Origin of the sequence: Streptosporangium saharense, assembly GCF_014203715.1 — a bacterium.
GTDB lineage: Bacteria > Actinomycetota > Actinomycetes > Streptosporangiales > Streptosporangiaceae > Streptosporangium > Streptosporangium saharense.
This window is the reverse complement of sequence record NZ_JACHJP010000002.1, coordinates 749764-766669: the sequence shown is the minus strand read 5'-3', so window position 1 is coordinate 766669 and position 16906 is coordinate 749764. Positions and strand designations below refer to the sequence as shown.

Sequence of the window (16906 nt, the reverse complement as noted above, 5' to 3'; positions counted from 1 at the left end):
GTGCCGGACCATTGGAGTCGGCGGCTGTACGGATTCGACATGGAAACCATTCTTGACGAGGTGGCCGAAGTTTTCCGGCCGCGCGGTCGGGACCGGGGGCGGCCATGCTGAGACGTCGCCGGCGTGCCGACGCGCCCCGCGATCTGACCTACGAGAACTACCTCTGCCTCGACCGGCTGCTCGACGCCCAGCGTCCGATCTCGGAACCGCCGCACCATGACGAACTGCTGTTCATCGTGCAGCACCAGACGACCGAGCTGTGGGTGAAGCTGATCCTGCACGAGCTCGACGACGTGGTCCACGAACTCCGGCACGACCGGCTCAGGGCGGCGTTCCGGTCCCTCGACCGGATCTTCGTGATCCAGCGGCAGCTCGTCGAGCAGTGGTCGGTCATCGCCACCCTGAAACCCGACCGGTTCGCCGAGTTCCGGCCTGTGCTCGGGGGTGCCACCGGCTTCCAGTCCGTCCAGCTCCGAATGCTGGAGTACCGGCTGGGCGACAAGCGCGCCGAACTCGTCGAGGAGTACGACGGGTCCTTCCAGCGGGACGCGCTGCGTGAGGCGATCGCGCGGCCGACGGTGTACGACGAGTTCATCCGGTTCCTGCACAGAGCAGGACATCCGGTCCCCGTCGGCTACCTCGACCGCGTCCACACCTGTCACGAGGAACCCGACCAGGTGATCGTCGCCGTGCTTCGCCGCGTCTACGAGGACCGGCACGCCCACGCGGCCGAGTACGAGATGGCCGAACGTCTGGTGGAGCTGGAGGAACGGCATCAGCTGTGGCGGTTCCGCCATATGCGCACCGTGCGCCGCGTCATCGGCGACAAACACGGGACCGGCGGCTCCCGTGGCGTGCCGTACCTGGCCTCCCTGGTCAACCGGCCGCTCTTCCCCGAGATCTACGCCGCCCGCACCGTCCTCGACCCCTGACCGACACTCCCGAAAGCCCTGCCATGAGCGACCGACCGCAGGACCCGCGCCACCGGCGTGGCCTGGAGCTGATGAACGAGATCGACCCCGCAGACGGACAGCGGAAGCTTGATGACTTCGCCGGCATCGCACCCGACCTGGGACGGTTCCTGATCGAGTTCGTCTTCGCCGACATCTACAGCAGATCCGTGCTTTCACTGCGAGAACGGCAGTTCGTCCGGCTCTCCGCCCTCGCCGCGATGGGTATCGGCGACGCGCCGATGAGAGCGAACATCAACTCCGCGCTGAACGTCGGCCTCGCGGCCTCCGACATCGCCGAGACGTTCATCCAGTGCCTCCCCTACGCGGGCTTCCCCCGGGTCATCAACGCCATGGAACAGCTCAAGGCCATCGTGGAGGAGCGGTCGGGCCAGGGCTGAAGCGGGCATCCTGACCTGCGGCTTACCCGCCCCTGACATCCGGCCCACGCCGGGTTCGACCGGCGTTCGCGGCACAGGGCGACGGGTAGCAGGCGGTCCCCGCCGGAAGGGGGCGTTCCTCTCCGGGAGGGACCGAACGGAGAAGCGACCATGTCCGACGCCGACCACGTGTCCCAGGCCATCCTCCACGACTACGCCGCCCGCAGCCCCTCCTCACGGGCCGCCTTCCTGGCGGCGGCGGAGGTGCTGCCCGGTGGGGACACGCGCACGATGACCACCTACACGCCGTACCCGCTCTACTTCGACACGGGCGAGGGCGCCCAGGTCAGGGACGTAGATGGCAACCGGTATCTCGACGTGCTGTCCAACTACGGCGCGCTGGTCCACGGGCACAACCATCCCGCCCTGGTGGCCGCCGTACGGGAACAGGCCGGGCTGGGCACCGCCCTGGGCGGTCCCGGCCCGCTGCAGATCCGGCACGCCGAGCGGCTGTGCGCCCGGGTCCCCGCGCTGGAGCGCGTGCGTTACTGCAACTCCGGCACGGAGGCGACGATGTGGGCCATCCGTACGGCACGCGCCTTCACCGGCCGCGACGTCATCGTCAAGATCGACGGTGGCTACCACGGCACCCATGACTGGGGCCATGTCAGCGCCTTCGTCACCTCGGGGCCGAGCTTCCCGCAGCGGCTTCCCGGCCTGCCCGACGCCCGCCTGGCCCAGGGTGTGCCACGCGCGGTGCTGGAGTGCGTGGTGACCGTGCCGTTCAACGATCTCGACGCCGCCCGCAGGGTGTTGCGCGCCTACCGCGGCGAGGTGGCGGGCTTCCTGGTCGAACCGATGCTCGGCGTGGGCGGCGGGGTGCCCGCCGAGCCTGGATACCTGGAGGGCCTGCGTACGGCCACCGAGCGGGAGGGCGCGCTGCTCATCCTGGACGAGTGCGCCACCTTCCGCGTCGGCCCCTGGCAGGTCCGCCACGACCTGCGGCCCGACCTGTCCACCTTCAGCAAGATCATCGGTGGTGGGCTGCCCATCGGCGTGTTCGGTGGCAGGGCCGACGTCATGGCCATCTTCGACCCGTCCGGGCGCGATCCCGTCTACCACGCGAGCGCGTTCGGCGCCAACAACCTCTCACTGGCCGCCGGTATAGCCGCGCTCGACCATTTCGGCCCCGGCGACATCGACCGGCTCAACGCCATGGGCGGACGGCTGCGCGCCCTGCTGGACGAGGCCGCCCGAGAGCGCGGCGTCACGGGTCACGCCGTGGGAGCGGGCTCGCTGGGCTACTTCCACTTCGGCGCCGAGCGGCCCCGCGACGCCGCCGGGACCGCCGCCCTGCGGCGCGGGCGGGAGGACCTGCGCGCCCTGCTCCACCTGCACCTGCTCAACCAGGGGTTCCTCACCGCCCGGCACGGCCTGCTGTGCCTCAGCCTGCCGATGGACGACGCCGACGTGGCCGCCTTCGCCGCCGCCTTCGGCCACGCCCTCGACACGTTGCGCCCCTACCTGGCCGAGCGTCACCCGGATCTCCTCGCGTCCGCTCCGGCGACGCCGTGAGCCGCCCGGCCCGCTCGCTCGCCGCGACCGCGCGACCGCTGCGCGAGGGCCGGCTGAGCTGCGAGGAGCACGCACGCGACGTTCTGGACCGGTGCGCCGAGCACGCCTCGTCCAACGCCTTCGTCACCTTGGACGCCGACCGTCTGCTGACCGAGGCGCGGGCCGCCGACCGCGAGGGCACCGCCGCCCGCCGTCCCCTGCACGGCGTTCCCCTCGTAGTCAAGGACAACATCGACGTCGCCCTCCTGCCCACCACCGCCGGTACCCCGGCCCTGCGCCACCACCGGCCCGGCCGGTCGGCGGAGGTGTGGCGGCGCCTGGCCGGGGCCGGTGCCCTGGTCCTGGGCAAGACCGGGATGCACGAGCTCGCCTACGGCGTCACCGGCCAGAACGCGGCCTTCGGAACCGTGGGCAACCCGGTCGCCCCCGGCTTCGTCTGCGGCGGCAGCAGCTCGGGAACGGCCGCGGCCGTCGCCGCCGGGCTCGCTCCCGCGGGACTCGGCACGGACACCGGCGGCTCCGTCCGCATCCCGGCGGCGCTCTGCGGCCTGGTCGGCATGCGCCCGACCACCGGCCGCTATCCGGCCGCGGGAGTCCTGCGCGTCTCCCGGACCCGGGACACCGTCGGCGTCATCGCCACGCACCTGGCGGACGTCGCCTTCCTCGACGCCCTCCTGGCCGCGGACCCGGCCGGGCCGTACCCGTGCCCGCGTGAACCCGCGCCCCGGCCTGACGGGCGGATCCGGCTCCTGCTGCCACGGTCGGCCTGGGCGGGCCTGGACCCCCGGGTGGCCACCGTGGCCGCCGCCCGTCTGCGGGACCTGCGACGCGCCGGAGCCGACCTCGTCGAGGTGGATCCGCCCGAGCCCGCGAGCCTGCTGGAGGAGGCCGCCATGGCGGTCCCGCTGCACGAGACCTGGCACGAGCTGGCCTTCTACCTGGCCCGGTGCGAAACCTGCCGCGACCCCGGCGAACTGGTCCGCCGGATCGCCAGCCCGGATGTGGCCGACGTGCTCACTCCACTGCTGTACGGCCCAGCGGTCTCCGACGAGCGCTACCGGCACGCGCTGCGCGTCCAGGACGACCTCGCCGACGCGGCCTTCGGCCTGCTGCGTGGGCACCGGGCCGACGCCTTCCTGTCGCCCACGACCATCCTGCCCGCCGCGCCCGCCGACGTCGATGCCGGACCGGTCTTCCCCTCCTACATCCGCAACACCGCCTTCGCCGCCGTCGCGGGGTGGCCGTCGATCAGCCTGCCCGCCGGGACGACGCCCGAAGGACTGCCGGTCGGGCTGCTCCTCGACACCCCGCCCCGCACCGACAGATTCCTTCTCGACCTGGCCGCCCGATGCGCCCATATCTGGTCCTCCGCCGCCGAACCCACCACCTGAACCTCTGAGGAGGAGCCGTGTCCGACCCCTGGGGCGCCGACACGCTCGACCTGCCCGCCTACCTGGCCCGCGTGACCCCCGGCACGCTCCCCGGCGCCGGGCCGTCCCTGCTGAACCTGCTGCACGTGGCCCATGCAACCGCGCTGCCGTACGAGAACATCGATCTGCTCCTTGACCGCACGCCGAGCCTGTGCGTCCCCGACATCGTGGACAAGATGTGCAGGCGGCCGCGTGGCGGCTGCTGTCACGAGCACAACCTGCTCTTCGGCTGCGTCCTGGAACGCCTCGGCTTCCGCGTGGACCGCCTGGCCGCCCGGGTCATCCTTGGCGGCCGGGGCCCGCGACCTCGCACGCACATGGCCCTGCGGGTCGTGGCGGACGGCGACGCCTGGCTGTGCGACGTGGGTTTCGGTGAGGAGGGCTTCCTCGCCCCGCTGCCGCTGCGGGAGGGCGAGGTGACCGGGCAGGGATCGCGGGCGTTCCGCGTCCGAGCCCACCGGGACCACCAGTGCCGCGTGGAGGTGAACCGGGACGGCGCGTGGGAGTGCCTCTACCTGCTGAGCCTGGAGGCACGCCCGCCCGTCGACTTCGCCGTCGCCCACCACTACGTCAGCACGCATCCCCGCTCGATGCTGAAGCGGAGGCTGTACCTCCAGCGGCTGTCCGGCGCCACCCGGCTGAAGCTGCGCGGTCACACGCTGACGCGGGTGGCCGGGGATCACGCCGAGGAGAGCTCGGTGGGTTCTGACGCCCTGCCGGAGGTGCTGAAGGCTTTCGGCATCGGCCTGCGCGAGGAGGAACTGGCGGCGCTGCGGCGGGTCACGACGGACATGTGAGGTGTACGGCACGATGCACTCGTTATGGGACGTTCTCGACAGCGGCCGACTGGCCAACCCGCTGGGCGACGCCTGCCTCATCGAGCGCCACCGGGACGCGGGCGGCGATCCGGCCAGGCTCATCTATCTCAGCCTGGGGGAGACCTGGACACAGGCGGCCCCCGGCCTCGTGGCCGCCCTGTCGCACGGGCTGCCCGATCTCAGCCACGGATACACGCTCTCGCCGTACGGGCTGCCCGACCTGCGGCGCGCGCTCGCGGAGTACATCGCCACCACGCACGGGTTGCCGCGCCCGTCGGATCAGGCCGACTATGACGTGGCGGTCAGCCAGGACGGCACCCGGGCGGCCATGTTCGACTTCGGACGGCTGCTCGTCCGCGACGGCGCGGCGCCGCCCACCGTGCTCGTCCCGGCGCCCGGATGGGACTACCCCGGGATCTTCGCGCCTCTCGGATGCCGCATCCGGTACTACACGCTCGACGCCGCGCGGGGCTACCGGCCTGACCCTGACCAGGTGGCGACCGCGCTGGAACGGGCGGCGGCGACCGGCCGGGCGCTGTTGGTGCTCAACGCCCAGCACAACCCCACCGCCGCGAACTGGGACGCGCCAACCGTCCGGACGCTGATCACCACGGCCCTGGACCACCGTGCCGCCGTCCTCGTGGACGACGCCTACTACGCCGTCCACGACCCGGACATACGGCCAACCAACACGCTGGGGATCCTCCTGGAGGAGATCCGGCGGCATCCGCGCGGCGCGACGCCGTGGCTCGCCGTCCGCACGCTCGGCAAGCAGTTCCATTGCAACGGCTGGGGCGTCGGCGCCCTCACCGCCCATCCCGGCACGCTGGAGGCGCTGGCGGCGCAGTGGCACCACCACTCCTACGGCAGCGGGCTGCCCCTCCAGGCCGCCATGGCCCGCTGGCTGCGCGACCCCGCCTGCGAGGACTACCTGCGGACCATGCGGTGCCACTACGCAGAGGCCCGCAGGCACGCGGCCGCGCGCCTGACCGCCGATCTCGGCTTCCCCCGGCACGCCTTCCACGTCGGAGAGTGCACGTCCTACCTGCGGCTGCGCGTCCCTCCCCGGTACGTGGACGAGACGGGCGGCGAGGAGGGCTACCGCCGTCTCTGCCTGGACCGGGCGGGCGTCCTGCCGGGCACGGGCAGCATGGTCGTCTCCGGTGACGCCCATGTGCGGCTGTTCCTGGGCCACCCCAGGCCGATCCTCGACGACGCGCTCGACCGCCTGGCCCTGGGCATGACAGCGATCCGAACGGCGGCTCAGACGGGGGCTCAGGGCGCGGGGACGATCGCCACCGGGCACGCCGAGCGCCGGATCAGGCGGGCCAGCCTCCGCGGCCGCCGGGACTCCACCACGAGCAGGCGCGCCGCGACCGAGGCGGCCAGGAGGGCGTCCCCGTCGCAGCGCTGCTCGTGCACCCGGACCTCCGGATACCGGAGCCTCCACCCGTCGAGCCGGGGCCCGGCCGCCGAGCCGTCGCGCAGGACGCGCAGCCGTACACCGTGCGCGGACGCGGCCCGGAAGGCGTAGTCGAGGAGGGCGTCGGACGCGGGCCGGGGTTCCAGGAACACGACGACGTCGTCGTGCGGACACGCCGTCGCGCGTTTGGCGACGACCACCGGCGTTCTGGTCTCGGCGGCCAGTGCCAGGGCGACCGAGCCGAACAGGAGGTCGGCCACCCCGTTGCGGCGATGATGGCCGACTACGATCTCGACGGCGTCCCGCCCCTCGTCGCGCAGGACGGCCACCGGCGTGCCGGAGACGACGTGCGCCGTCACCGCCGGATGCGGCCACCGGCCGCGGACCCACGACAGCGCGTCGGCGAGGCCCCCCACGGCGACCTCGTACGCCGATTCGACGATCACCGGAGCGGCGAAGGACTTGGCAGCCGGTGGCCCCGTGAGATATCCGGCCAGATCCACGGCATGCACGATCCGCAACGGCCTCTTCCTGCGGATCGAGTCCTCGACGGCCCATTCGAGAGCGGCGGAAGAAGGCTCCGACAAATCGGTGCCGACGACAACCGGAGCCTCTTTCATGGTTTTTCCTCCTTCTCCGTACCGCTCTTTCGGACAATCCGCTGCCGCGCGTTCCTGACATGACCCTGAATTCGCGCTGACATCGTCCGTACGCCTTTCGACTCCTCCGAGGGCCGCCGTGCGATCTCCAGGGCGAAGGGTAATGGTGCGCTACCGGAAAACGCTCCCTCCGAGCTTTCTCAAGGTGAGGTGACATGCGCGTCGGAATCGTCGGAGCCGGTCTGTCGGGACTCACCCTGGCCTGGCTCCTGGATGGCAGTTGCGAGACCGTGGTGCTCGAATCCCGCGACCGCGTGGGCGGCACGATGCGGTCGGTCCGCGTCCGGGCCGACGGCGGCGAGGCGACACTCGACCTCGGCGCCCAGGACATCTCTCCGGACCTGTTCCCCACGCACCGCAGGCTGCTGGAACTGCTCGGGTACGGCGACGAGCAGTTCGTGGACCTGCCTGCCTCGCTCACCGTCCTGAAGGCGGGACAGCGGGAGCCGCTGCTGGTCAGCCCGCACACACCCGAACCGTCCTGGCCCCGGGACGAGCGGCTCGGACCGGCGTGGCGGGCGATCGAGACCTTCCTTGAGCGGGCCACCGAGTGGGACAGGCAGGACGTCGGCTGGGAACGTCCGCTGGCCGACCTGGTCGAGCCCCTGCCGGTGAGCCAGGAGATCAAACGGGACGTGCTGTACGCCCGCCCGGCCTTCCTGTTCTGCTGCGGCCTCGAACAGGCCATGACCCTCTCGGCCCGCGCCGCCGTCGCCTTCTACGTCAGCGCCTCGGGCGAACCGAGATGGCAGCAACTCCTCCCGGGGCTGGAGAGCACGGCCTGGGCGCTGGCGGCGAACGCCCCCAACGCCAGGATCAGGACCGCCGCCGGTGTGCGGCAGGTCCGCCGCGTGGACGGGCGCTACGAACTCCTCGACACCGCGGGCGAGCGGCACGTCGTGGACGAACTCGTCCTCGCGGTGCCGCCGTGGGAGGCGGCGCGGCTCCTCGGGCCGCTGGCGGGCACCCGGGAGGCGCGCGACGTCCTGGCCCGCTTCGAGCCGGTCGACACGACCTACGCGCTGCACCTGGACCCCGCCTACCTGCCGGAGAACCGCGCGCACTGGTCGACCAGCACCTTCCACGTGCACGACGACTGGAGCGAGAGCACCGACTGGTTCGGCCCGTCCAGGGGCGTCGAGGTGTTCAAGAGCCAGCTCACCCACCGCGACCGCCTGCCGGACCAGGTGGTCCTGCGGGAGGACTACCGCCATCTGCTCATCACACCCGCGGCCGTCCGGGCCCAGCGCCGCCTCGACGCCCTGCAGGGACGCGGCGGGCTGCACCTCGCCGGCCAGTACACCACGTGGGTCTCCAGCCAGGAGTCGGCAGTGCGGTCGGCGGTCGCCGTCGCCCGCAGGCTCGCACCACGCTCAGCGCGCCTGGCCGCGCTCCTGTCCACCTGACCGACGCAAGGAGATACGTCATGCGCGCCGTACGGTTCCATCGTCACGGTGACCCCGTCGCCGTCCTGTCCGTGGACGACGTGCCGGTCCCCGCCACGGGGCCGGACGACCTGCTCGTACGGATGACCACCCGGCCGATCAACCCCTCCGACCTCATGTACGTGCGGGGGGAGTACGGACGCGAGGCGACGTTCCCCTCACCGGCGGGGTTCGAGGGCGTGGGGGTGGTGGAGCGGGCGGACCGGGCGGGCACCTACCGCGAGGGCGCGCGGGTCGCCGTGGCCACGACCGGCACCTGGCAGGACTACGTCAGCGCCGCGCCCGGCGAACTGATCCCGGTCCCGGACGCCATGCCCGACGAGGTCGCCTGCCAGCTCACCGTGAACCCGTTCGCGGCGCGGCTGCTGGTGGACCAGCTCGACGTGCCGCCCGGCGACTGGCTGCTGCTTTCCGCGGGCGCGTCGGCCGTCTGCCGGATGGTCCTGGCGTACGCGGCGAAACGCCGGATCCGGTGCCTGCACCTCGTTAGACGGCAGGAACAGGTGACCCCGCTGCGCCTGCTGGGAGCGGACGAGGTGATCGACGTCTCCGCGGGCCCGTGGGTGGATCGGGTGCTGGCCGTAACCTCGGGCGGGGCGGCCGCCGCGATCGACTCGGTCGGCGGCCGGATGGGCACAGGTCTGCTGAACTGCCTGCGTCCCGGCGGTCTGCTGATCGCGTTCGGGGCCCTGTCCGGCGAGCCGATCCCGCTGCCGTCCCGCCGGGTCATCTTCTCCTCCCTCACCGTGCGCGGCTTCTGGCTACCTGAACGGCTCGCCGCGCTGGAGCGGCACGACCGCGCCCGCCTGACCGAGGAGGTGGTCGCGGACGTCGCGGGCGGCCAGCCCGGCATGGACGTGGCCGCCCGGTACGCGCTGCCCGAGATCGAGGCGGCGGTACGGCACAGCACCAGGACGGGCGGCGCGGGAAAGGTGCTGCTCACCGACGACTCCCACCCCGAATGAAGGAGACACCATGAACGACCTCATCATCCCGTGCATCGACGTGGCAGGAGGCAGGGCGACGCCGCCCTCGGGCATCCCCGGCCTGACCGACCCCGTCGACGCCGTCGAGATCGCCTCGGTCTACCTGCGCGACGGCGCCGGGCCGATCTTCGTGGACGTGCAGGAGCCGTGGACGGAACACGAGACGTTCCTGCCCCTGATCGAGGCGCTGAGCGGAACGGGCGGCACGTTCTGGGTGACCGTGGACAACGGCTACATGCCCTCCATCGAGGCGGCCGAGGCCCTGCTGGCGGCGGGCGCGGCGGCGGTCGGCCTGAGCACCACCTCGGTGGAGCACCCCTCGGTCCTGCACACGCTCGTGCAGCGGCACGGCTCCGACCGCGTGGTCGGCGTCATGAACGTCGCCCGCGCCGGTGACGGCCGCTGGAACGTCGCCATCCGCGGGGGCGAGCAGAAGACCGACCTGGACGCCGTCGTCTGGGCGAAGATGCTGGCCGACCTGGGCGCGGGCCGCCTGCTGGTCAACAGCCTCGACCAGGAGGGCACCGGCGACGGCTACGACCTGGAGATGACGCCGGTCCTCGCCTCGGCGGTGGGCGTCTCCGTCATCGCCTCGGGTGGCGCCGGTGCCGTCGAGCACCTGTACGAGGGGCTCACGACGGGCGGCGCCCGGCACGCCCTGGTCAACACCCTCTTCCACAGCGGCGACGCCACGATGGCCCAGGCCTACGCGTTCCTCGAAAAGGGCGGTGTGGGGTGAACGCCGAGGCGCTGACCAAGGAGCTGGCGCGGGGACGGGCGGAGTCCCCGCCCTCCAATCCGCTGCTCGCGCTGGCGGCCGAAGGCCGGGTGACCGTCGACCACCTGCGCCGCCTCGTCACGGTCGAGCGCACCTACCACCACGCCGAACTCGTGGCCTACGGCGAGCTGCTCACCCGGTTCCCGCATCCTCCGGCCGCCGGGTTCCTGGTCGAGGTGGCCGGGGTGGTGGACGAGGCGCGTACCGCGCTGGCCGTCGTGGCCGAGCGTCTGGGGGAGCCGCCGGACCTCGGCGACGACCTGGCCGCGCACGCCTTCTGCGGGTACGTCTCCTGGCTGGCCCTGCACGGCAGCCAGGCGGGCATGGCCCTGTCGCTGTACTCGGACCCGGACGGCGTCTACTACGGCGGCGCCGTCGAGCTGGTGCGGCTGCTGGACGAGTACGGCGTGACGGTACCCGAGGAGTTCACGGCCTACTACGGCAACGGCCCAGCCCCCCTGCTGACCGAGACCGCCGCGGCGGTCGTGGACGACGGCCTGGCCAGGGGAGACAACCCCGGAGAGGCCCTGCGCGCGGCCCGCCTGTGCGACAGGTACATGGCCCTGCTCTGGACGGCGGCGGCCCGCACGTGAAGAGAGAGCCATGACCTCGGCGCTGTTCGTCCCCGTACGGCGGGGCCGGATCGCGAACTCGCTCCGGCTGTTCACGACGCCCGGCGGCGAGCGGATCGTGGCGGCCTTCACCTCCTCGGCGCGGTTGCGGTTCGTGCTCGGCGTGGGCCACCCCTGGGTCCGCCTGGCCTATCCCGCCCTCCGCGCCCTGATTCGGGAGCTGGAGGTGGACAGGGTGGTGGTCGATCCCGTGGCGATGCCGATCCGGCGGCACCACGGCAGGAGCGTGGCGTGACCGCCCCGGTACGGGCCGACGTGCACGTTCGCCTGGCCCCCGGGATCACGACGTGCGACTACGGGCGAAGGCTGCGCGGGATGCCCGGCGTGGTCGGCGCACTCGTGGTCGTCGGTGACTTCGACCTCACCGTACGGGTGGCCTGCGACGACCTTCGGGGGACGATGGCGCGCCTGCGCCAGGCGGGCGCGCGGGACCTCGCCGCCGAGCTGATCGTCAGGACGCTGCTCGGCTAGGGCCGCGCCGTACGGCAGCCGGATGTCAGCACCGCGTCAGGCCCCCGTCATCGATCCGGGGAACGCAGACATATTCGTACACGAGAAAGGCTTCACCATGACCGCCACCGCAGAGCTCACCCTGGCGACCTCCGCCGTCACCGAGCTCCAACGCCTGCGTGACCGGTCTCCGGTCGGCAACCGCCTGCTGGACCTGGCCGAGGTCGGCGGGCTCACCCTGGAGCATCTGCGTCGGCTGGTCGGGATCGAGCTGCAGTGCCACGTCGCCGAGCTGGCCGCCTACGGCACCGTCATCGCCCGCTTCCCCGACAGTCCCGTCGTCGGCCTCTACCTGGACGTGGCCCGCCTGGTGTACGACGCGCACCCCAAGCTGCTGGCCTGCGTGCGCCCACTGGGCATGGACCCGGACGCGGTGGGGCGGTGGCCGTACGGGCTCGACGCGCAGGCGTTCGGCGGCTGCGTCTCGTGGCTGGCCCTGCACGGCGGCCAGGCCGACAACGCGCTGGCCCTCCACACCGACATGACGGTCTACTTCCCCGGCTGCCAGGTCCTGCTCGACGCGGTGCGCGCGCAGGGGCTTGAGGTGCCCGCGGAGTTCGTCTCCTACTACGAGGGCGGCCAGTCCGACGAGCTGGAACTGCGGGCCCTTGAGGTCGTCGAGTACGGCCTGCGGCATGGCGAGGACAGGGCCACCGCGATCAACCGCGCCAGACGGCTGGAGGAGAGCATCGGCAGTTTCTGGAAGGCGGCCGCGCGTACCGGCCAGGCCGGAGAGGACCCCGCATGGGCCTGAAGGAGTGGAACGACACCGCGCGGCCCTACCCGCGCGACGCGGCGCTGCCCGAGCTGTTCGACGCCCAGGCCGCCCGCACCCCGGACGCGCCCGCGCTGACCGGCGGCGGCCGGACGCTGACCTACCGGGAACTGGCCGAACGCGCGGACGCGCTGGCCAGGGCACTGCGACGGCAGGGCGTGCGGGCGGGAACGCCGGTGGCCCTCCCCGTTGGGCGGTCGGCCGAGGCCGTGGTGGGGATCTGGGCCGTGCTCAAGGCGGGCGGCGCGTACGTCCCGCTCAACCCCGAAGACCCGGCGGCCCGGCTGCGTGAGCTGGCCGGGCGCCTGGGCGTCGAGCACGTCGTGACGCGCGCCGACCGGCGTTCTCCGCTGGACGCGCGGCACGTACTGCTCCTGGACGGGCCGGTGCCCGAGGGCGGGCCGCTGCCGCCGAAGGTCGCCTCGGCGACCGACCCGGCCTACGTCATCTTCACCTCCGGATCCACCGGTGTCCCGAAGGCGGTCGCCGAGCCGCATCGCGGGCCCGTACGGCTGGCGACGGGGACCGACTGCGCCGCGTTCGGCCAGGACGACGTCGTCCTGGCCACCGCGAACCCGACGTTCGACGTGTCCTGCTTCGAGATCTTCGGAGCGCACCTGAACGGCTCCCACCTGGTCGTTCCCGAGCCCGAGTCGCTGTTGTCGCCGCCCGACCTGGCCCGCGAGCTGCGTGAACGCGGCGCGACCGTGCTGTGGCTCAGCGCGGGCCTGTTCCACCAGCTCGGCTTCGCCGACCCCGGCATGTTCGCCTCGCTGCGCTACCTGGTGGCGGGCGGGGACGTGCTGAACCCCGGGTGCGTTCGCGGGATCCTGGCCGCGGGCCCTCCCGGCCACCTGGTCAACGCCTACGGCCCCACGGAGAACGGGACGTTCTCCACCGCCCACGAGGTGACCGAGCCGCCGTCCCGGAGCGTGCCCATCGGACGGCCCGTCGCCAACTCCACCTGCTACGTGCTGCGCGAGGACGGCAGCCCGTGCGAGCCGGAGGAGGAGGGCGAGCTGTACGTCGGCGGCGACGGCGTGGCGCTCGGCTACGTGGGCGACGAGGAACGTACCGCGGAACGTTTTCTGCCCGACCCGTTCCTCGGCGGGCGGGCGCGCATGTACCGGACCGGTGACCGGGCGTCCTGGCGGCCGGACGGCGTGCTGGAGTTCCTGGGGCGCCTGGACCGGCAGGTCAAGGTCAGCGGCCACCGGGTGGAGATCGGCGAGGTCGAGGCGGAGCTGGCGGCCCATCCAGGGGTGCGCGAGGCCGCCGTGGCCGTACGGGAGTCCGGGCGGGGCGACCGGGCGCTGGTCGCGTGGGCGGTGCCTCGGCGGCGGGAGGACCGTCGATCCTTCGCGCGGCGGGTGCGGGCATTCCTGCGGGACCGGCTGCCCGGCTTCATGGTTCCCGGCAGGGTGACGGTCACCGACGAGCTGCCGCTGAACAGCAGCGGCAAGGTGGACACGCGGGCCCTGGCCGGGACAGGTGACCAGCCGTTCGATCCGCCGCGGGGCGAGGACGAGCGACGCGTGGCCGAGGTGTGGGCGGCCGTCCTCGGGACACCGGTCGAGTCCCGCGCCGACGACTTCTTCGAGCTTGGCGGCACGTCGTTGCAGGCCGTCCAGATCGTCACCGCGCTGCGCGCCCGGCCGGGTATGTCCGGCCTTCCCGGATCGGCGCTGGTGCGCGCGCTGCTGGACTCCACGTCGCTTGAGGCGTTCGCTACGCGCGTCACGGCCCTACGCGGGGGCGTGGATGATGAACAGGCGGTGGATTTCGCCCGGGAGTCCAGGCTCGACCCCGGCCTCCGGTTCGGCCCGGTGGACCCGTCGCCCCCTCGGGAGATCCTGGTCACCGGCGCGACCGGCTTCCTGGGCGCCTTCCTGGTCCGGCGGCTGCTCGACGTCACCGATCTGCGCTTGTCGTGCCTGGTGCGGGCGGCGGACGGTGACGACGGGCTCCACCGGATCGGCGCGGCCCTGCGCGGGTACGGCCTCGCGACGGCGGACCTTGGCACGAGGGTGACCGCGGTGCCGGGCGATCTCGCCCTGCCCGGCCTGGAGCTCAGCCCGGCGGAACTGGACAGGCTGGCCAGCCGTACGGACGTCATCCTGCACGCCGCAGCCCGGGTGAACTTCGTCTACCCCTATGCCCGGCTCAGGGACGTCAACGTCGGCGGCGTGCGCTCGCTCATCCGCCTGGCCGCCCACGGCGGGCGCACGCGTCCCTTCCACCACGTGTCCACGGTGGACGTGCTCGCCGCCGCGGACGGGCCGCCCGGCGGTGGGCGCGTGCGCGAGGACGATCCCCTGCCGCGTCCGGAACGGCTGCGGCAGGGATACGCGGAGACCAAGTGGGTGGCCGAGGCCGTCCTGCGCGAGGCCGCGGGACGCGGGCTGCCGGTCACCGTCCACCGGCCGTACGAGATCACCGGCAGCCGGGACCGGGGCGTGTGGAACACCGGCACCATGATGGCCGCCGTGATCAGGGCGGTCACCGAGACCGGGCTCGCGCCGGACGTGCCGCTCCGGCTGGACCTCGTCCCCGTGGACTACGTGGCCGAGGCCGTCGTGGCGCTGCTGACCGCGCCACCCGCGCACGACAGCGCCCACCGTGCCCACTGTGCCCACCGCGTCTACCACCTGGCGAACCCGCGCGCCGCCGCCCTGCCCCTGCTGGTCGAGCGGCTGCGCCGGCACGGTTACCCCGTCCGGGTCATCTCCAGGGACGACTGGATGAAGGAGATGGAGCGTCACTGCGCCGCCGACCCGGCCGCGCCGCTGGCGGGATACCTCGCGCTGCTCGGCGAGGAGGAGGCGGTGTACGGCAGGCAGCTCACCGGAACCTTCCCGGAGCCGGATCTCACGAACCTGGCCGAGGCGGCTCCACACGTGCAGGACGCCTGCCCGCCCGTGGACGCCGGACTGCTCGACCTCTATATCGGATGGCTGCGCGAAACCGGTTACCTGAATTACAGCACAGCATCATCCCGGGAAACACATTCTCCCCGTGATCAGGGCGGATAAGTTAATATAATATTAATCGGCGTGCCTGTGCGGCCGACGCGACAGAATCGATGCGGGCGAAAATGATCTCTTTCGATATTCTGGGTCCCTTGGAAGTCAGGGTCGGGGAAGACCGGATCCAGATCACCGGCCCGAAAACCCGCTCGTTGTTCGCCGCGCTGCTGCTCCGGCACGGCGACATTGTCCCCGTCGAGGATCTGGTCACCGAGTTGTGGCGGGACGACCCGCCCAGGCAGGCGGCGAACGCGCTCCACGCGCACGCGTCACGGTTGCGGACGTCCATCGTGCGATGGCGGGAACGCCACGGACTGCAAATATCCCTGCAGACCCGTTATCCCGGATATTCTCTCCGGGTTCCGGCCGACGAGATCGACGCCGTGCGGTTCGAAAGGCTCGACGCGGAGGCGAACGCGCTGAAGTCGGCGGAACCGGACCGGGCCGTCGCCCTCCTCCGCGAGGCGCTGGCGCTGTGGCGTGGCCCGGCGTTGCAGGACGTGCCCCGGGGACCGATCAGAGACCAGGCCGCACGGCTCCTGGAGAGCCGGCGGATGCTGACGACCACCAGCCTCATAGAGATCAACCTCGACCTGGGCCGGCACGCCGAGATCATTCCCCGGCTTGAGGCGCTGGTGCTGCAGAACCCCCTCGAAGAACGTCTCTATTCCCAGCTGATGGTCGCGCTGTATCGCGCGGGCCGTCCCGCCGACGCGCTCGGGATCTACCAGCTCGCCCGCGTGTCGTTCGCGAAAGAGATCGGACTGTCCCCGTCGCCCGCCCTGGAAAGGCAGATGCTGGCCATTCTGAATCGCTCAACAATATAGTCGGAGAAGACAAGGAGAACCGATATGAAGACCGATCGCGAGATTGACGCGGTGACGCTCGTGAAGGAGATTGACCGGCGGACCGCGGAAAATCCGATCCGCAACGCGGTCGTCGCGAAACTGCGCGAGGACCGGTTCACGCTGGAGGACCTGCGGCGGCTGCTGGAATTCGAGGTACGGCTCAACCGCACCGAACTCGCCGCCTACGCGCTGGCCGCGTCCAGATTCACCGAAAAACAGGAGGACGTCTACTGCCTGAAGCTTCAGGAAATGGCGTCGCGCGCCCGGGTGAAACTGCTGGACTGCGCGCGCGTCCTGCCCATCGAGCCTCGGACCGGAGCGGACGGCCAGACGGAGGGCTTCACCGCCTACGCCTACGGCTCCTACCTGAGCTGGCTCGTGCTCAACGCGAGCCGGGCCGGGCTGGGCGCCGCCTCGCTGGTGGACGTCCGCTCGTACTTCTCCACCTCCGAGGAGCTGGGCGCCTGGTTGCGGAACTCCCGCATCGGCGCGCCCGAGGAGGCGGTGGCCTTCTACGGCGGCGAGCCCGAGGGGCTGAGCACGTCGGCCGTCGCCTTCATCCAGGCCGGGCTCGACGCCGGTGACGACCCGGACGAGGCGCTGCGCCTCGGTGACGTGATGCGCGACGTCATGGGGTACTTCTGGCGGGTGGTGTCGCCGGGCTGACGCCC

At 72.2% G+C, this 16906-nt stretch carries 16 protein-coding genes and 1 pseudogene; 16 read left to right on the top strand and 1 reads right to left on the bottom strand.

What is annotated here, in order from left to right:
• Positions 1-104 precede the first annotated feature (104 nt).
• The 6 genes and pseudogenes from FHS44_RS12370 to FHS44_RS40905 all read left to right on the top strand — a co-directional run.
• On the top strand, positions 105-932 hold the full coding sequence (locus FHS44_RS12370) for a tryptophan 2,3-dioxygenase (RefSeq protein WP_184714106.1): 828 nt from the start codon (positions 105-107) through the stop codon (positions 930-932).
• A 23-nt stretch (positions 933-955) separates the two neighbouring features.
• Positions 956-1351, top strand: a complete 396-nt coding sequence (locus FHS44_RS12365; protein ID WP_184714105.1) for a carboxymuconolactone decarboxylase family protein — start codon at positions 956-958, stop codon at positions 1349-1351.
• Between the two features lie 150 nt (positions 1352-1501).
• Complete coding sequence (locus FHS44_RS12360; protein WP_184714104.1) at positions 1502-2905, top strand: aspartate aminotransferase family protein; 1404 nt, start codon at positions 1502-1504, stop codon at positions 2903-2905.
• Complete coding sequence (locus tag FHS44_RS12355) at positions 2902-4296, top strand: amidase family protein (protein ID WP_184714103.1); 1395 nt, start codon at positions 2902-2904, stop codon at positions 4294-4296. The genes FHS44_RS12360 and FHS44_RS12355 overlap by 4 nt, the downstream gene beginning before the upstream one ends.
• 17 nt (positions 4297-4313) lie before the next feature.
• Positions 4314-5132 (top strand): arylamine N-acetyltransferase family protein, encoded by an 819-nt coding sequence (locus FHS44_RS12350; protein WP_184714102.1) that lies wholly within the window; start codon positions 4314-4316, stop codon positions 5130-5132.
• A gap of 13 nt (positions 5133-5145) precedes the next feature.
• Positions 5146-6150 (top strand): annotated as a pseudogene (locus FHS44_RS40905) (pyridoxal phosphate-dependent aminotransferase); the annotation flags it as partial.
• A 278-nt stretch (positions 6151-6428) separates the two neighbouring features.
• On the opposite strand, the gene FHS44_RS40900 reads toward FHS44_RS40905, so the two are convergent.
• Positions 6429-7196, bottom strand: a complete 768-nt coding sequence (locus FHS44_RS40900) for a universal stress protein (protein WP_184714101.1) — start codon at positions 7194-7196, stop codon at positions 6429-6431.
• Positions 7197-7390: 194 nt separating this feature from the next.
• Here FHS44_RS40900 and FHS44_RS12335 point away from each other — a divergent pair, with 194 nt between their 5' ends.
• The 10 genes from FHS44_RS12335 to FHS44_RS12290 all read left to right on the top strand — a co-directional run bounded on the left by FHS44_RS12335 (position 7391) and on the right by FHS44_RS12290 (position 16901).
• The gene (locus FHS44_RS12335; RefSeq protein ID WP_184714100.1) at positions 7391-8641 is read left to right on the top strand and encodes an FAD-dependent oxidoreductase; all 1251 of its coding nucleotides are present in this window, start codon (positions 7391-7393) and stop codon (positions 8639-8641) included.
• A 20-nt stretch (positions 8642-8661) separates the two neighbouring features.
• The gene (locus tag FHS44_RS12330) at positions 8662-9645 is read left to right on the top strand and encodes a zinc-dependent alcohol dehydrogenase family protein (protein ID WP_184714099.1); all 984 of its coding nucleotides are present in this window, start codon (positions 8662-8664) and stop codon (positions 9643-9645) included.
• A 10-nt stretch (positions 9646-9655) separates the two neighbouring features.
• Positions 9656-10405, top strand: a complete 750-nt coding sequence (locus tag FHS44_RS12325; RefSeq protein WP_184714098.1) for a HisA/HisF-related TIM barrel protein — start codon at positions 9656-9658, stop codon at positions 10403-10405.
• On the top strand, positions 10402-11037 hold the full coding sequence (locus tag FHS44_RS12320; RefSeq protein ID WP_184714097.1) for a hypothetical protein: 636 nt from the start codon (positions 10402-10404) through the stop codon (positions 11035-11037). Before FHS44_RS12325 ends, FHS44_RS12320 begins: the two co-directional genes overlap by 4 nt.
• 10 nt (positions 11038-11047) lie before the next feature.
• Positions 11048-11311: an SAV_915 family protein gene (locus FHS44_RS12315; protein WP_184714096.1), complete on the top strand. Its 264-nt coding sequence runs from the start codon at positions 11048-11050 to the stop codon at positions 11309-11311.
• Positions 11308-11547 (top strand): Lrp/AsnC ligand binding domain-containing protein, encoded by a 240-nt coding sequence (locus tag FHS44_RS12310; RefSeq protein WP_184714095.1) that lies wholly within the window; start codon positions 11308-11310, stop codon positions 11545-11547. The genes FHS44_RS12315 and FHS44_RS12310 overlap by 4 nt, the downstream gene beginning before the upstream one ends.
• Positions 11548-11644: 97 nt before the next feature.
• On the top strand, positions 11645-12340 hold the full coding sequence (locus tag FHS44_RS12305) for a hypothetical protein (protein ID WP_184714094.1): 696 nt from the start codon (positions 11645-11647) through the stop codon (positions 12338-12340).
• Entirely contained in the window at positions 12331-15393 is a 3063-nt protein-coding gene (locus FHS44_RS12300) for an amino acid adenylation domain-containing protein (protein WP_184714093.1), read from the top strand. Before FHS44_RS12305 ends, FHS44_RS12300 begins: the two co-directional genes overlap by 10 nt.
• A gap of 89 nt (positions 15394-15482) precedes the next feature.
• Positions 15483-16214 carry an AfsR/SARP family transcriptional regulator gene (locus FHS44_RS12295; RefSeq protein WP_184714092.1) on the top strand — a complete coding sequence of 244 codons (732 nt, stop codon included), beginning with the start codon at positions 15483-15485 and terminating at the stop codon, positions 16212-16214.
• Positions 16215-16238: 24 nt separating this feature from the next.
• Positions 16239-16901, top strand: a complete 663-nt coding sequence (locus tag FHS44_RS12290; protein WP_184714091.1) for a hypothetical protein — start codon at positions 16239-16241, stop codon at positions 16899-16901.
• The last annotated feature ends 5 nt before the right edge of the window (positions 16902-16906 follow it).

Excerpts from the sequence above, each read along its gene's own strand:
- FHS44_RS12305 (WP_184714094.1), top strand. The coding sequence starts at position 11,645 with ATGACCGCCACCGCAGAGCTCACCCTGGCGACCTCCGCCGTCACCGAG.
- FHS44_RS12300 (WP_184714093.1), top strand. The coding sequence starts at position 12,331 with ATGGGCCTGAAGGAGTGGAACGACACCGCGCGGCCCTACCCGCGCGAC.
- FHS44_RS40900 (WP_184714101.1), bottom strand. The coding sequence starts at position 7,196 with ATGAAAGAGGCTCCGGTTGTCGTCGGCACCGATTTGTCGGAGCCTTCT.
- FHS44_RS12330 (WP_184714099.1), top strand. The coding sequence starts at position 8,662 with ATGCGCGCCGTACGGTTCCATCGTCACGGTGACCCCGTCGCCGTCCTG.
- FHS44_RS12315 (WP_184714096.1), top strand. The coding sequence starts at position 11,048 with ATGACCTCGGCGCTGTTCGTCCCCGTACGGCGGGGCCGGATCGCGAAC.
- FHS44_RS12370 (WP_184714106.1), top strand. The coding sequence starts at position 105 with ATGCTGAGACGTCGCCGGCGTGCCGACGCGCCCCGCGATCTGACCTAC.
- FHS44_RS12290 (WP_184714091.1), top strand. The coding sequence starts at position 16,239 with ATGAAGACCGATCGCGAGATTGACGCGGTGACGCTCGTGAAGGAGATT.
- FHS44_RS12335 (WP_184714100.1), top strand. The coding sequence starts at position 7,391 with ATGCGCGTCGGAATCGTCGGAGCCGGTCTGTCGGGACTCACCCTGGCC.
- FHS44_RS12360 (WP_184714104.1), top strand. The coding sequence starts at position 1,502 with ATGTCCGACGCCGACCACGTGTCCCAGGCCATCCTCCACGACTACGCC.
- FHS44_RS12365 (WP_184714105.1), top strand. The coding sequence starts at position 956 with ATGAGCGACCGACCGCAGGACCCGCGCCACCGGCGTGGCCTGGAGCTG.
- FHS44_RS12325 (WP_184714098.1), top strand. The coding sequence starts at position 9,656 with ATGAACGACCTCATCATCCCGTGCATCGACGTGGCAGGAGGCAGGGCG.